At 38.1% G+C, this 15,629-nt stretch carries 15 protein-coding genes; 6 read left to right on the top strand and 9 right to left on the bottom strand.

Features of this window, described 5'->3' with window-relative positions; genetic code table 11:
- Nucleotides 1–56: 56 nt before the first annotated feature.
- Together MKL35_RS03630 and MKL35_RS03625 are read right to left on the bottom strand one after the other, a co-directional pair.
- On the bottom strand, nucleotides 57–1,433 hold the full coding sequence (locus MKL35_RS03630; RefSeq protein WP_000149046.1) for a heavy metal sensor histidine kinase: 1,377 nt from the start codon (nucleotides 1,431–1,433) through the stop codon (nucleotides 57–59).
- Nucleotides 1,423–2,106, bottom strand: coding sequence for a heavy metal response regulator transcription factor (locus MKL35_RS03625; RefSeq protein ID WP_001221580.1), 684 nt, complete (start codon nucleotides 2,104–2,106; stop codon nucleotides 1,423–1,425). The genes MKL35_RS03630 and MKL35_RS03625 overlap by 11 nt, the downstream gene beginning before the upstream one ends.
- Nucleotides 2,107–2,255: 149 nt before the next feature.
- Here MKL35_RS03625 and MKL35_RS03620 point away from each other — a divergent pair, with 149 nt between their 5' ends.
- The 3 genes from MKL35_RS03620 (at nucleotide 2,256) to MKL35_RS03610 (ending at nucleotide 5,531) form a co-directional block, all read left to right on the top strand.
- Nucleotides 2,256–2,621 (top strand): hypothetical protein, encoded by a 366-nt coding sequence (locus MKL35_RS03620; RefSeq protein WP_000853613.1) that lies wholly within the window; start codon nucleotides 2,256–2,258, stop codon nucleotides 2,619–2,621.
- Nucleotides 2,622–2,704: 83 nt separating this feature from the next.
- The gene (locus MKL35_RS03615; RefSeq protein ID WP_072688826.1) at nucleotides 2,705–4,642 is read left to right on the top strand and encodes a copper resistance system multicopper oxidase; all 1,938 of its coding nucleotides are present in this window, start codon (nucleotides 2,705–2,707) and stop codon (nucleotides 4,640–4,642) included.
- A complete protein-coding gene (locus tag MKL35_RS03610) occupies nucleotides 4,629–5,531 on the top strand; it encodes a copper resistance protein B (RefSeq protein ID WP_001260877.1) in 903 nt (300 codons plus the stop codon). Before MKL35_RS03615 ends, MKL35_RS03610 begins: the two co-directional genes overlap by 14 nt.
- Before the next feature lie 383 nt (nucleotides 5,532–5,914).
- On the opposite strand, the gene MKL35_RS03605 is transcribed toward MKL35_RS03610, so the two are convergent.
- From MKL35_RS03605 to MKL35_RS03585, 5 genes are all read right to left on the bottom strand, one after another.
- Nucleotides 5,915–7,060, bottom strand: a complete 1,146-nt coding sequence (locus MKL35_RS03605) for a helix-turn-helix domain-containing protein (protein WP_270912846.1) — start codon at nucleotides 7,058–7,060, stop codon at nucleotides 5,915–5,917.
- 11 nt (nucleotides 7,061–7,071) lie between these two features.
- Nucleotides 7,072–7,755, bottom strand: a complete 684-nt coding sequence (locus MKL35_RS03600; protein WP_001182927.1) for a hypothetical protein — start codon at nucleotides 7,753–7,755, stop codon at nucleotides 7,072–7,074.
- 520 nt (nucleotides 7,756–8,275) lie between these two features.
- Entirely contained in the window at nucleotides 8,276–9,466 is a 1,191-nt protein-coding gene (locus tag MKL35_RS03595; protein WP_004710591.1) for an MFS transporter, read from the bottom strand.
- Nucleotides 9,467–9,484: 18 nt separating this feature from the next.
- Nucleotides 9,485–9,892 carry a RidA family protein gene (locus tag MKL35_RS03590; RefSeq protein ID WP_270912844.1) on the bottom strand — a complete coding sequence of 136 codons (408 nt, stop codon included), beginning with the start codon at nucleotides 9,890–9,892 and terminating at the stop codon, nucleotides 9,485–9,487.
- 68 nt (nucleotides 9,893–9,960) lie between these two features.
- On the bottom strand, nucleotides 9,961–10,887 hold the full coding sequence (locus MKL35_RS03585) for a DMT family transporter (RefSeq protein WP_106479518.1): 927 nt from the start codon (nucleotides 10,885–10,887) through the stop codon (nucleotides 9,961–9,963).
- A 238-nt stretch (nucleotides 10,888–11,125) separates the two neighbouring features.
- On the opposite strand from MKL35_RS03585, the gene MKL35_RS03580 reads away from it, so the two are divergent.
- Genes MKL35_RS03580 through MKL35_RS03570 form a run of 3 tightly spaced genes read left to right on the top strand, consistent with a single transcriptional unit; the run spans nucleotide 11,126 to nucleotide 14,046 of the window.
- Complete coding sequence (locus MKL35_RS03580; RefSeq protein ID WP_004883185.1) at nucleotides 11,126–12,253, top strand: Re/Si-specific NAD(P)(+) transhydrogenase subunit alpha; 1,128 nt, start codon at nucleotides 11,126–11,128, stop codon at nucleotides 12,251–12,253.
- An 11-nt stretch (nucleotides 12,254–12,264) separates the two neighbouring features.
- Nucleotides 12,265–12,579 (top strand): proton-translocating transhydrogenase family protein, encoded by a 315-nt coding sequence (locus MKL35_RS03575; RefSeq protein WP_106479519.1) that lies wholly within the window; start codon nucleotides 12,265–12,267, stop codon nucleotides 12,577–12,579.
- 12 nt (nucleotides 12,580–12,591) lie between these two features.
- Nucleotides 12,592–14,046, top strand: a complete 1,455-nt coding sequence (locus MKL35_RS03570; protein WP_106479520.1) for an NAD(P)(+) transhydrogenase (Re/Si-specific) subunit beta — start codon at nucleotides 12,592–12,594, stop codon at nucleotides 14,044–14,046.
- Nucleotides 14,047–14,097: 51 nt separating this feature from the next.
- Here MKL35_RS03570 and MKL35_RS03565 read toward each other — a convergent pair whose 3' ends face one another.
- Both MKL35_RS03565 and rsfS read right to left on the bottom strand, forming a co-directional pair.
- Nucleotides 14,098–14,919, bottom strand: coding sequence for an SDR family NAD(P)-dependent oxidoreductase (locus MKL35_RS03565; protein ID WP_106479521.1), 822 nt, complete (start codon nucleotides 14,917–14,919; stop codon nucleotides 14,098–14,100).
- 236 nt (nucleotides 14,920–15,155) lie between these two features.
- Nucleotides 15,156–15,557, bottom strand: coding sequence for a ribosome silencing factor (gene rsfS / locus MKL35_RS03560; RefSeq protein WP_001047580.1), 402 nt, complete (start codon nucleotides 15,555–15,557; stop codon nucleotides 15,156–15,158).
- Nucleotides 15,558–15,629 lie beyond the last annotated feature (72 nt).

Here is a 15,629-nt window from a genome sequence, read left to right as displayed (position 1 = left end):
CTCATAATTTTTTAGATACAGATATGAGTAGTCAGTTATTTTTTATTCACAAGCATTTATTTTTTAAAAATTATTTTAAAAGCTATCCGACCGTTGTTATAGTCCGCTTGAATCGTTGCACCATGTACATCAAGAATTGACTTGGTAATTGCTAGACCTAAACCTGTGCCTTCCTCAACTCTTTGTCTGGACGCATCCGTACGGTAAAAACGGTCAAATAACCGATTCAGCTGCTCAGATGTTATTGGTGAGCTTTCATTTTCGATTGTAAATATAGTGGTATCAATATTTTGTCGGCAGTTAATCTTAATTACTGTATCAGGTTTGCCATATTTGATCGCATTTGATAGTAAATTACTCAGTGCACGACGTAACATTGAAGGATCGCCTTTAACATATCCTTGTCCACTTTGTTCTAGGGACATTCCCTTTTCAGCAGCGATAGCATCATAAAAGTCAAATAGAGCAGAAATTTCTTGTACCAGGTTGACCTGTTGCAGGTTTGGTAAGTGTAGGCCATGCTCTGCCTTTGCAAGAAATAACATATCTGAAACCATTCGAGCCAAACGTTCAAACTCTTCCAGATTAGAAAAGAGGACTTCCTGATAAGTATTAATATCCCGACTACGAGATAAACATACTTGAGTCTGAGTCATTAAATTATTAATTGGCGTTCTTATTTCATGGGCAAGATCAGATGAAAAATCTGAGAGTTTTTCTACAGCAGTTTCTAATCGATCTAGCATATCGTTAAAGGCTATGGCTAATGATTTTAGTTCAGTAGGAGTGTTATCGACCGCTAACCGTTCAGATAGATGCTGAGCTGAAATACCTTCTGCAACTTTTGCCATTTTCTGAACTGGACGTAAGCCTCTCCATGCGGCAAACCAACCTAAAAACATTAAACAAATTGTGCCCACCACTCCGATATATAACAATTGTCGTCTAAAGTCGTTTAAAAAATGTTGATGTTCGGAGGTATCGATTCCAACAATAATCTGAGCAGTTGGAACACTCATATTTTTATCAAACGACTTTTTATAAACTAAACCACGATAGGTTTTATTTTGAATTTCCCACTCTATCCAAGGGATATGTTTAGACTTTACTAATGTTTGAGCCTTTATAACGGCAGGTGCTGAACTAAAAATGATTTGGCCAGTTGGGCGTTCAATCTGGACAATTAGGTCATGATGGCCAACTAAAGCATCTTTTAAATATATCTTTAATTCATCAGTATTTTTCGGATTCTGTTCCAGTAAATTTTCTAAAAGCTGAATTTTCCCTTCTAGCTGAGTACGGTCCTGAGTTTCGAAATGATGCATAACAAGCTGATGAATGACCAGCCCCATAATCATTAAGATAATAATGGTAGATAACGAGAAGATGAGTGCAATACGGAAACTGATCGCATTAAACAGTTTATGAGTCATCTTCTACCTCTAAGACATACCCCATTCCGCGGATGTTTTGAATCAACTTGGGACTGAAATTACTATCTATTTTATTTCTTAGACGTTTGATAGCGACTTCTACAACGTTGGTATCACTATCAAAATTCATATCCCATATTTGAGAAGCAATGAGAGCACGAGGCAGAATCTCGCCACGTCTACGCATGAATAATTCCATCAATGCGAACTCTTTAGCTGTAAGGTCAATTCTTTGTCCAGCACGTGTGACGCGACGTTTACGAAGATCAAGTTCAAGATCAGCAATCGTAATAATATTGCTATCTTCCTTTTGTTGACCGCGACGAAGTAAGGTTTTAATTCGGGCAAGAAGTTCTGCAAAAGCAAAAGGCTTAACCAGATAATCATCAGCTCCTAATTCCAGGCCTTTAACTCTATCTTCAATTTGATCACGAGCTGAGAGAAAAAGGATAGGCATAGTTTTTCCACTTTTGCGAATATCATTAATGATATTCCAGCCATCTAACTTCGGTAACATTACATCTAGTATGATTAGATCGTATTCTTCAGAAAGAGCTTGATGTTTACCTGATAAGCCATCTGTAACCCAGTCTGTAATATATCCTGCCTCAGAAAGACCTTGCTTTAGATAATCACCAGTTTTTTGTTCATCTTCAACTAGTAAGATTCTCATTTATTAAGCCCCGTATCGCATATTAAGACCATAATAACGTTATAAATACACGATGCGATGTAGATTACAAAAATGTCATTTTCAAGTCACATAGATGTCCGGTTCCAACCTATAAGTTAGTTATATAAAATTTATTTTTGGAGCAATCAATGAAAACTCTATTCCGTCGTAGCTTAACTGCTTTTATGTGTGTTGGGACTTTAATTGCTGGAAGCCAATCTTGGGCTGCTGATGCTCAACAGAAAAATACTTTAAGTACAGAAGTTAAAGTAAATGCAAAAGCACAAGAGAAATGCAAAAAGCCTTGTGATATGAAAGATGGTAAGGAAAATCAACAGAACCATAGTCAGCATGATCACAGCCAAATGTCTGATATGTCCCAAATGGACCATTCTAAGATGAAAGACATGGACCATTCTAAGATGACGGATATGGACCATTCTAAGATGATGGACATGGACCATTCTAAGATGATGGACATGGACCATTCTAAAATGAATATGCCAAATAAATAATTAATACGTGAAATAAGATATTGAGGGAAAAGTATTTTATCCACCTGCTTAGCCCTCAATTAACTATAGATAGGTGAAAATAAATGTCTAGAAAATTAAGTCATGTCCTTTTAATAGGAGTCGGATTGTTTTCGTCGACTTGGGTTATGGCAGCGGTTAAAGAATATGATTTAACAATTGCTGAACAGACGGTGAATATTACAGGAAAGCCTCTAAAACGAATTACTGTAAATGGTAAGTTTGTTGCGCCTCTTCTTGAGTTTGAGGAAGGCGATGATGCCGTTATTCGTGTACACAACAAGTTGAAAAACCAAGATTCTTCTATTCATTGGCATGGTTTAATTTTACCTGGCATCATGGATGGAGTACCGGGGTTCAACCAGTTTGATGGTATTGCACCAAATAAAACCTATGAATATAAATTCAAGGTTCGTCAGAATGGAACCTATTGGTATCACTCGCATAGTAAAGGTCAAGAGCAAGATGGTCTATATGGCCCTTTAGTCATTTATCCCAAAAATAAAGTTCCTTTAACGGCCGGAGAAAAAGCTGATAGAGATTACGTAGTCTTACTCTCTGATTTTCACAATTCTACTAGTGGTCAGATTATGAGTAATCTCAAGAAAGAAGCTGATTACTACCAGAATCGAAGAGAAACAGTTTTTGATGTTTTTAGGCAGATTAAAAGAGATGGTTTAAAAGCAACATGGAAAGATCGTTCCATGTGGAATCAGATGCGAATGCTTAAGACAGATATGTCTGATGTAACAAACTATACGTTTTTAATGAATGGTAAGACTCCAGAACAAAATTGGACTGGAAACTTTAAAGCTGGAGAAAAAGTACGTCTCCGGTTTATCAATGCCTCGGCAATGTCTTTGTTCGATGTAAGAATTCCTAATCTGAAAATGACAGTAGTCAGCGCGGATGGACAGCCAGTCAAACCCGTGCCAGTGGATGAGTTCCGGATAGGAACAGCGGAGACTTACGATGTTATCGTAGAACCGAAACAGGCAAATTATCAGATTGAAGCTGAATCTATTGACCGAAGTGGTTTTTCTATCGGTACATTACATGACGAAAATACTTCACCTGTAAAAAGTATTGTCATGCCGACACCTCGTCCCCGTGCTTTACTGACAATGGAAGATATGGGAATGAATCATGACATGTCTTCAATGAAAGGTATGGACCATGACATGTCTTCAATGAAAGGTATGGATCATGACATGTCTTCAATGAAAGGTATGGACCATGACATGTCTTCGATGAAAGGTATGGACCATGACATGTCTTCAATGAAAGGTATGGATCATGACATGTCTTCAATGAAAGGTATGGATCATGACATGTCTTCAATGAAAGGTATGGACCATGATATGTCTTCAATGAAAGGTATGGATCATGACATGTCTTCAATGAAGGGTATGGATCATGACATGTCTTCAAAAACAATGAGCTCTTCTGGATCAGATGAAGTGGTTTACGGATGGGCGAATGCCTCAACCCCAGCTGGACTAAAAGCACTTCAATATAGTGATCTACAATCTTTAACCCCTCAAAAAGATACCCGTGCTCCAGAACGTGAAATTGAAATCCGCTTAGGTGGAAATATGGAGCGCTATATTTGGACAATTAATGGTAAGAAGTTTAATGAAACTGAACCATTTAAAGTGAAATATGGTGAGCGTATACGCTTGAAATTTGTTAACGATAGTATGATGGCTCATCCGATGCATTTACACGGCATGTTTATGCAACTGGAAAATGGCCAAGATCCAAGTAATATGCCGAATAAACATACGGTTATTGTTCCACCAGGTAAGACAGTTACAACTTTATTAACGGCTGATGAGTTAGGTGAATGGGCTATTCATTGCCATTTGCTCTATCACATGTCTGCTGGAATGATGAATAAACTTATTGTGGCAAATGTCGATAGTAATAGTACTGATTCGAAAGATGTTGTTGCTCAACCTAATACTAATGATAAGGGGGTAAATCAACATGCGCACCACTAAAAAAATATATTCTAAGACACTATTATCAATAGCTTTAATTGGATTATCAGGTCTAGCTTTTGCAAATGATACGGATGTTCAAAGCATGGATAATAGTACTAAATCCTCTCAGTCCGAGAGTATGAAAATGCTATTAAAAGAGCCTGGTGGGCTAAGTTATGTTGATCGTAATACTTACCAAACAGGTCTTGAAGCTGAAATTGAAACATCCAATAGCCGAAATCATGATAAGCATCTGAAAGAACATGGTGGACAAGTTTTTCAAACAACTAAATTTGAGAATGAGTGGACTGTGGATGAAGATGGTAAAGGTACTTTAGGATCGAAAATTGAAACATTGATAGGCACAGATGAAAATCGCCTATTTATTGAAGCAAATCTGGATAAAGCAGAAAGTCATGATCCAAAATATGATGTGTCAGCACTTTATAGCCGTAATGTAGCACCCTTCTGGGATGTACAGGCTGGGGTGAGATACAGTGAAGATAAAAATAACAGCAACAGTGATCGGGTTGATGGTGTTATTGGTGTATTGGGATTAGCTCCCTATTTCTTTGAAACTCAAGCTTATTTGTACGGTGGTGATAATAATTTCTGGGGGGCAAGCTTAGAAGTCGAACGTGATTTCTTGTTAACCCAGAAATTGATCACACAACCTTATCTCGAAGTAGATGCTGTATTTAGCGATGACTCTAACTATGCTGCAAAATCAGGTTTATCTGAGTTAAAAACTGGTATCAAAACCCGGTATGAGATCACTAAAAGAATCCGACCTTTCATTGATGTGGCCTACCAATATGAAAAAGGCCAAAAAGCTACGTCCTTACAGGAAGCCACTGATTCTGAAAAAGGATGGGTATATGGGGCTGGTATCGAGTTAGTTTTTTAAAATCACTACAATTTAAAATTATGAATAGTAGCCGAAGCTACTATTCATAAAGTAGTTTCTATTATTTCTTGGTTTGTAAAACTAAAAAACTTAAAGTTTAATTCTTTGTATTTAGGGCTTAAAAGCGTTCCAAATCTTTTGTAGGTCTCTCTAAAATACTATTTTAATAACATTAAAACAGGTACAATTCATGAAATTAGAAGAATTTAAAACTTAGAAATAATGCCCATTGTCTATATGAAAATATCAACTTAATTGTCTACTTAAAAGTATTCTTGCTTAAAATTTATCAAAATAAATGAAGTAATTTATATTATAAATTGCTGGAAAATGAACCATTATCCCTAAAAAGAGAATTATGAAAATTCTCTTTTTAGGTAATTTCAGTTCAAAACTATTAACTGACTTCGACGACGTAGTGCTTCTAAATTTTGATATTTAGATACAAGATTAAAAGTAAGCCTATTAATTTCATCTAGATTAAGACCTAACTCATTAGTCATTTCTGATAAATCAAAATTTTCCTGAGCTAAAGCTTGAAAAATTTTACTAAGTAAAAGAGACGTTTCATGAGCAATAGGGTTTGGCTCGTTATTTCGTCCTCTCTGAGCCAATTGTTTATATATACTAGTCGCGTTCCAATCAGTAATAATACCGAGCTTATTGTAACGATAAGTCAAAGCAGCAGCAGAAACTTGCCATATTTCTTTCTTGGATAAAATACCCTTTAATGAAGGTATTTTTAAAGGATCTGCTAGTAAGCTTCTACGTGGCAATAAAAATGCGGAAGCAAAAGCGTTAGCTTCTTGTTCAACATGAATACCTTCAATTATTCCGTGCTTATGCATCACTAAATGACCAAGCTCATGAGCTAAGTCGAATCGACATCTTTCAGCAGTTCGAGAGGTATTTAAAAAAATAAAAGGCCGACCACTTGTCCATCTACAACATGCATCAACATCTTGTGCTTCATCTGTAAGAGAAAAAACTCTAATGCCCTTAGATTCTAAAAGTGCAATTAAGTTTGGGATGGGCTGTTCTCCTAATCCCCACGCTTTTCTTACTGTATCTGCGCATGCTTCAGGATAAGAATATTTTAAATAATAATTAACCTCATCTTCACTGACTTCATCTAATTCATCAATAGAAGAGGACGAAAAATCACTTCTTAGTTCATGTAAATCAGGAACGTTAGGAAGAGGTAATTCAAATTTCAAATCAATCCAATCACTGATCATTTCAGCTAAAATAGTTTGGCTAATTGCCATATCTCTTTTTCTAGCTGTCATTTTAGTAAGAGCTCTAAAACTTACAGACTCAGCATGAATTTTCTCAATATCATTTCCATAAAAAAAGCTGAGAGGAAAATCAAGAATCTCAGCAGCCTTTTCTAAAATTCTCTCATCAATTTCTTGGTTACTATACCAATTTGAAACAGTTCTATCGGTTACGCCTAATAGATGAGCCAAATCTCTCTTAGTCAAGCCACGGCGTTGACGAGCGAGATCGAAACGACCCATATTGAACATAATATTGCCTCTTAAGCATTCTTGCGTTTGATTTCAAAATCAATCGACGGGGGGGTTGGTGCAGGGGAAAGAATAGTATCAAATTCAGACTCTGGATCGAAACTAATTTCTTTTAGAATAATCCTTTCATGATACTCTGCAAAAAATTTACCGTTTTCCGTAAGCCTTGAAGGGCATGATAGTTCACTTCTAATTATTTTGTTTTTATAATCAATATAATACATCAAAACCCAACACCACGTATCTATACCTGAGTGTAAAGTCAACATATCGCCATGCAGTTGTGCATTAGCAATTCTTGAAAACATGCTACCTTTAGGATTTCTATTTCGAGCAACTTTTTCAGCTTTTAAACCATCTGTATTAGATGGGGTTTGACCTTTCATCCCAACAGAGGCATTTCCTGCCATAAAGCTGATTAAAATACCTTTTTTTTCATTATGAACCCATTCAGAGTTTCCTTGGGTATATTTTGAATAACCTTTAGGTAGAAGGCGTTCTCTTAAAAAAGCGGTTCCTTCAGCAAAATGTCTATAACCCCCATAAATTTTAGGGTGATTATTTGTTGTTTCATTGCGAGCTGCAAATCCATCTTCAATGACTCCCAGTAGAACTTTTGAGTCAAAGCCGAAAACCTCTTTTATTCGATTCTGGGCATGTTGTGGATCATCAATAGTTAAATATAATGGCTGCATAAAATTAGATCTATTAAGTTTCTCTTCAATACAGCATACATAGTTTTAGGTTTAAAAAATAGAAATAGTCATATTTTTTGGTAAAAAAAATAGAAAACAAATTGTTTCAAGATTTGTTCAAGGTACTATGGATAATAAGGAAATTATGCTGAGAGTGTATTATTTCTGGCTTATTAACTTAACAAGGTAAAATGTATTATTAAAATAAATGGTTGAAAATATAAAAATTTGTTTCTATTTTTTTTTACACTAAATTTACACCACAATTTTTATTTTTTTTGCTAAGAGATTGATAATAAATATTTTTTAAATTTAGACGATCCTATCCATCATTGGGGCAACTGAAATACGAGGTTGTAACGATTGAAGTGATTGCATAATCAATAGACCCAAAAGTCGCTAAATTAAAGAAAGGGCAGCATTATACGGGGTTTAGCTCTGAATCGACAGAGACATTTAATCGCGTAATTTATAACCGCCCTTATGATGAATGTAGAAAGATGATTTTTAACAAATTACCTTATGAGTGAGCCAACTGCTTTTTTTGTAAGAAGGCATCAATCACACTAAATAAAATACAAAACAGAACGAGTCCAACCCCTGCAAGGCAAGTCATGGCCCATCCACCATGATTCCAAGCAAAAATTCCTAATGCCGAACCAGCTGCGCCACCAATAAAGTAAGTGGTCATATAGATGGCATTAATGCGGGACTTAGCATCTGGACGTAGACGGAAAATAATACTTTGGTTACTGGTGTGAACGAGCGCAAGTGCTAATTGAATTAACGCAAACCCAATGACATATGTAGAAAGTAGAGTTTGTCCAAAATAGAAACAAACCCAACTGACTAAGAATAGTCCACAGCCCATCCAAGTAAGTAATTTTGTGTAGCCTTGGTCGGCGTATTTACCAATATAGCGGGTTGATAATGCACCAAAAATACCGACTAGAGGAACGAGTCCGATAAACAGGTCTGGTAAATGGTGTGCTGAGGTCAGTAGTAAGGCGATAGTGGAATATAAAGTACTTACTGCTGCAAAGGCGAAAGCACCTGTAAGCGCTCTTAGTAATAGTCGCTTTTCCTGCTTTAAAAGCTGAGCCATGGAAACAAAAATTTGCCCATAATTCATTTTCATACGCAAGACGTAAGGTAGACGACTTTTTAAAGTAAATGCCAGTAATAGCATTAATACGCCGCTTACCACATAAACGACTTTCCAGTGGAAAAGATTGGAAAATAAACCGGCCAGACTGGTAGAGAGTAAAATCCCGACCAATAAGCCACTCATTAAAAAACCAATAATCTCGCCTGTTTTTTCAGGTTTGACTGTCATAGTAGCTAATGGGATTAATACTTGAGCTGCAACAGAAAATAAGCCCGCTAAAATTGTACCAATCCAGAGCATAGGTAAGTTAACAGCAAAGGCAGAAGTAAATAGACCAACTGCGCAAAGCACCATCAAAAACGGAATAGCTTTGGCTTTATTGACGATGTCACCCATCGGAACAATAAAGAGTAGACCAAGGGCATAAGACACCTGAGCAAATGTCACTGTTAAAGCGGCTTGTGCTTGAGTTACAGCAAACTCTTGCTGAATAGAATGAATTAGAGGCTGACAGTAATAATTCACACCTGCACATAAGCCACATGCTGCTGCCATCAACCAAAGCAAAGGTTTATTTTGACTGATATCTTCAGGGGTAGACATGATATTCTCTCGGTTTTATTAGGTGTATGCTGTTGCTTCAACTTCAATGAGCATGCGCTCTAATGCAAGGCGTGGTACAGGAATGAGCGTACAGGCTGGAAAAGGATGATTTTTCCATAGATTTTGCATGATTTTAATTAAAATTTGGTGTTTTTCATCTGAGTGGTCAACAATTAAAACCCTTAAAACAGCAATATCTGAGATTTTTGCTTCTGCTGCTGTTAATGCATTTTGAATGTTATTAAAAACTTGAGTGGCTTGTTCTTCAAAATTTGGGCTTAATTCCCCTTTCGAATCTTCACCGCCTTGTCCTGCAATATGAATAATATTTTTAAAATTTTGGACTACAGCAATATGGCTATAAGTATTTGGCGTTGGGTTATATAAAGTAGAGGGATTTATGATTCTAAAAGCTTCTTTATTCATCGGAACTCAACCTTTCAGTAAAATTTAGATGAGTATCCAACCTCAACTTAAGTTGAGGTCAAGAGAATTTAATGTTTTAGTCTTTTCTTTCTAAGCGTAATCATCATTACCCCTACAATATTGAGTAGGCAACCGACCCATTGCCACATATTAAGATGTTCATTTAAGAAAACAACGGCAAGTAAAATAGTTAAAACTGGTCCAATTGAAGCAATCATTGCAGATTGTGATGCACCAAGACGTTCAATACTTTGTATGAGCATAACGGTGGGTAAGACAGTGACTAAAAAGCCTAAGCCGATTCCATACCAAATTACACTTGAGGGGAGCTGTAATATTAGTTGAATAGGGTGAGGAGTATTTAGTGCGTAATGTGTTAATGCCCCAATACAGGCCACAGTTAACGCTAAACCTGTGAAATTCCAAGAACCAAATTTTTTAATTAATGGTGGGGTTAACAGTAAATAACCAGCAAATGCTACAGCACTTGCAAATACGAAACTTGTTCCTAGCCAGAAATTGCCCTGAATTGGTGCGTTGTTGTGTTCTTGAAGCATCACTAGCACGGTTCCACCATAACTAAGAAAAATGGCGATTAAACTTTTTATATCTAATTTTTGTTTGTAGAGCAGGCTTGATGCAATCACGGTAAGTGTTGGATATAAAAATAAGATAATTCGCTCTAAAGAAGCACTAATAAACATAAGGCCCATGAAATCAAGCCAGCTGGCAAAGTAGTAGCCTAATAGACCGGCAAAAATTAAAATTAGCCAATCCTTCTTTTTTATGCCCTGATTATGATGCCTATTGAACCAGCAAATTAATAGAAAGAACGGTAAGGCGCTTAGCATACGTAAAGCCATCAGGACTGTACCGTCTACTAATGGAGAAAGGGCATAAGTTTGTTTAATAAAGATTGCTTTTGTGCTGAATAGAAAAGCAGAACAAAGCGCGAAAAAAGACCCAATTTGAAACGAAGATAAAGAAATTTTCATATACAGGACTGTATAAGAGAGACTATTGTCTGCAAAAAAAGAAAAATCTTCCTATATTACACCTCAAGTCAAATATCGTGAATCATCAGTTCAAAATATGGGTATTTATTAAATAAATAGTGGGTGGTATTTTCAAAAAGTTCAATTAGAATCCAAATTCTGTACAAAGAATACACATGGGGGAAACATTGCGGGTTGCAATGTTTTTGACAATGAGAAATTAGCTTGAGGAACGCTCATGCAGATCGGAATCCCAACCGAAACTGTCGTCGGTGAAAATCGTGTAGCTGCTACGCCAGAGACAGTAAAGAAGTTGATTAGCGCTGGTCATAGCGTTGTGATTGAACGTGGTGCTGGTGTAAAGGCTGCGTACATTGACAGTGCTTATGAACAGGTCGGTGCAACCATTACGGATGATGCCTATACGGGTAGTCAAATTATTTTGAAAGTTCGTGCGCCACAAGGCGGGGAAATTCAAAAACTTGCAGCAAATACAGCTGTTGTAGCAATGTTTGATCCTTATCGTAATACCGAGCTAGATCAGTTTGCGAATCAGCAAGTATCTGCTTTTGCTCTGGAATTGCTTCCTCGTACGCTTTCTCGTGCACAAAACATGGATGTGTTGTCTTCTCAGGCGAACTTGGCTGGTTATAAATCAGTTTTGCTTGCAGCTGCCGAGTATCAACGCATGTTCCCAATGCTGATGACTGCTGCTGGTACTGTAAAGCCAGCACGTGTTGTGATTATGGGTGTTGGGGTTGCGGGCCTTCAAGCGATTGCTACAGCAAAACGTTTGGGTGCTGTTGTTGAAGCAACAGATTTACGTCCAACAGCTAAAGATCAAGTTGAGTCTTTAGGTGGTAAGTGGTTAGACGTACCAATGTCTGAAGAAGAACAGCAACGTGCTGCAGATGCAGCAAAAAATGGTTATGGCTGGATGCCGGGTGAGCAATACATCAAAGACCAAGCTGCGATTGTGGATAAAGCTGTGTCGAATGCCGATATCGTGATTACAACAGCATTGTTGCCGGGTCGTGATGCGCCGCGTCTGATTAAAGCTGAAACTGTTGCCAAAATGAAGCCGGGCTCTGTCATTTTAGATATGGCAGTTGAAACGGGTGGTAACGTTGAAGGTTCTAAAGTTGGCGAAACTGTTGTGACTGAAAATGGTGTGAAAATTTTGGGTATTCCAAATATTCCAGCCACTGTTGCGACAGAAGCTTCTGCATTATATGCACGTAACGTTTTCAATTTCGTAGAGACTTTATTCGACAAAGAGAAAAACTTTGCGATTAATCAAGAAGACGAAATCCAAAAAGCCCTATTGGTCACTCATGGCGGTCAAGTGCTGCTTAAGCGTGGTTAAGGAGATTTCTCATGGTTGAAACTATTACAATTTTCGTCCTTGCCATCTTCGTAGGTTATTACGTAGTTTGGGGTGTTACACCAGCTTTACATACGCCACTTATGGCGGTAACTAATGCATTGTCATCAATTATTGTTGTTGGTGCGATGTTGCAAACAGTCGGGCTGCCTGTACTTGGTGTAGATGCAAATGTTGTATTTCAAAGTGTGAATGTTGTAAGCGTACTTGGTGCGATTGCGGTATTTTTGGCAAGCATTAATATTTTCGGCGGCTTCGCAGTAACTGCACGCATGTTGGAAATGTTCAAGCCTAAGCAAAAGAAATAAGAGGGCTTTGACATGGAATTTATTCAAGCAAATGCAAACTGGTTGTACCTTGTAGGCGCAATTCTCTTTATCTTGACGCTTCGCGGTCTATCTGGTCCTAAAACAGCAATTCAAGGTAACCGTTACGGTATGATCGCAATGGCGATTGCAGTTGTAACAACCTTCTTTGTTGCCAACAATCCAGTGATCTGGATGATTGGCGGTGCAATGGTGCTTGGCGCGATTGTGGGTATTGCACGTGCACGTACTGTACCAATGACTCAAATGCCTGAAACTGTTGCACTTATGCACTCATTAGTAGGTTTGGCTGCAGTTTTAATTGCAGTTGCTGCAATTTTGCATAACAACCAGCTTACAGCATTGTTTGCCCAAAACGAGGCGGCATTAACAGCTGCTGGCGTACAACATGCGCACATGAGCAAAGTTCATTTATTTGAATTGTTTGTGGGCTGTTTCGTTGGTGCGATTACCTTCACAGCATCTGTATTTGCTTACGGTAAATTGGCTGCGAAAAAATGGGCTAAAACAATTTCTGGTGCATGGGTTAAACCTGTTCAAGCGCTTATCTTTGTTGCGATGTTGGCTTGTGGTTTCTACTTCTTCACAACTGGTAATATGACTGCTTTCTGGGCAATGACCGCACTTGCACTTGCATTTGGCTGGGTATGGATTGCACCAGTAGGTGGTGGTGACATGCCTGTGGTGGTATCGCTTCTTAACTCGTTCTCTGGTTGGGCAGCGGCAGGTATTGGTTTTACCCTTGAAAATAACATGTTGATTGTTGCAGGTTCACTTGTAGGTTCATCTGGTGCGATTCTGTCATACATCATGTGTAAAGCAATGAACCGTTCAATCATCAACGTATTGTTTGGTGGTGTAATGGGTGGTGCGGCAGTTTCTACAGCGGCTAAAGGTGAACAAGTTCAACGTAACTACCGTTCAGGTTCTGCTGATGATGCTGGCTTCTTGATGTCAAATGCAGACAGTGTTGTGATTGTACCGGGTTATGGTATGGCGCAAGGTCGTGCACAAAATGCTGTGAAAGAGCTGTGTGAAATTCTAAAAGAGCAAGGTGTTCGTGTTCGTTTCGCAATTCACCCGGTTGCTGGTCGTATGCCTGGTCACATGAACGTATTGCTTGCTGAAGCAGATGTAGCATATGAAGATATCTTGGAAATGGATGAGATTAACTCTGACTTCCCGGCAACTGACGTAGTACTTGTTATTGGTGCAAACGACGTTGTGAACCCTGCTGCAAAAGATGACCCAGGTTCACCAATTTATGGTATGCCGATTCTTGAAGCACATAAAGCACGTACAATCATGGTGATTAAGCGCTCTATGGCGACGGGTTATGCTGGTCTTGATAATGACTTGTTCTATAACGAAAAAACAATGATGATCTTTGGTGATGCTAAGAAAGTTGTTGAAGACATGACTAAAGCAATTAATGGTACAGGCCACTAAGTTGCTTTGATACAAAAAACCACCTTCGGGTGGTTTTTTGCTTTTTGGGATTTAAAGAAACTTTTCTACTAAGTCCATTGATTGTTGGTAGAGGTCGCGTGCCAGTTGCTGGTTTTTGGCATGAGAAGATTTCCAGTCAGGCATATGCGCGCTGACATATTCGCCATTGCGATTTTGCCATGAGTCTCCAATCGCCATTTCTGTAATGAGCTTTGCGGGAACTGACGTTGGAACTAAACCTACTTTCATGGCTGCATAAACTGGTTTTGGTAAATCACGATAAATATCAGAAGCAACACCGCCGGGATGTAATGCATTATTTGTAATTGTACTATCAGCAAGTTGTTTAGCTAATGTGTTGCTGAACAGTAAGTTTGCAAGCTTGGATTGTCCATAATAGAACAGGGGGTTGTAAAAACCTTCTGCACGAAATTTATTAGGTTTAATTGAGCCAACCCAGTGGGCAATAGATGCAAGGTGAATAATCCGTGCTTTAGGTGACTGTTTTAAAGCCGGAAGTAACTTTTGAGTAAGTAAGAAATGACCTAAATAATTAACGCCAAATTGTTGTTCAAACCCATCTGCGGTGAGCTGTTTTGTTTTTGCAAATAGCCCGGCATTATTAATAAGCACATCAAGGCTGCCATATTTATCTGCAATTTCATCAGCAGCTTTTCTGGTTAACTCAAGACTGTTCAGATCAAGAGAAACGATATCAACTTGTCCTTGGTTGAGTGAGCGTAGTTTGTTTTGTGCCTCTTGTGCTTTTTGAGGATTTCGGCATGCCAAAATCACATGTTGTCCTTGTTGTACAAGTTGTTCTGCTGTGGCAAAACCAATACCTGTGTTGGCGCCTGTAATGAGTATCTTCACTTTTTAGTGCTCCGGTTATGCTATTTATTGATGAGACTATAAGAATTGTTATAGTGCTGGAATTCTGACAATTTGTCATGTCAAATTTAAGTAAGATTGATGACTAGCTCGTAAGTGCTGTTGAAGCTTTGATGAGGATATCTGAGGCTATAAAAGATAGTTTTTTTAAATAAAATTTTGATTAGTTATATAAACAAAAAGCGGCTCAAAAGAGCCGCTTTTTTAAAAGCAAAATTTTATGCGACTGACTCTGGGGCAGTACGCCATAAGCTTTCTAAATCATAGAATTTGCGGGCAGTTGGTAGCATCACGTGTACTACAACAAAACCAAGATCAATTAAGATCCATTCGGCATCTCGTTCGCCTTCAACGCCAATCGGGCGGAAACCAGCTTTTCGAGCTTCTTCTGCAACATTGTCAGCAAGTGCTTTGACGTGACGAGTAGATGTACCACTCGCAATGACAATAGCATCCGCAACGTTGCTAATAGAACTAACATCTAACTGTAGAATATCTTTTGCTTTTACATCAACTAAAGCGTCATGGACGACTTTGAGACAAGCTTGTACGTCTTTATTTGAGGTGTTCATTGCGAAATCGTGAGAATTAGACACGCTGGGCGATGGTTCTAAATTCATATAGGGTATATTTTCCTGACAATTACTCACTATCTAATATAGTGGTTTTCACTCAGAATTTCAAACAAAACT

The sequence above is a fragment of the Acinetobacter sp. AOR41_HL genome (genome assembly GCF_027854645.1).
Lineage (GTDB): Bacteria > Pseudomonadota > Gammaproteobacteria > Pseudomonadales > Moraxellaceae > Acinetobacter > Acinetobacter nosocomialis.
This window is presented reverse-complemented; position numbering and strand designations above follow the sequence as displayed.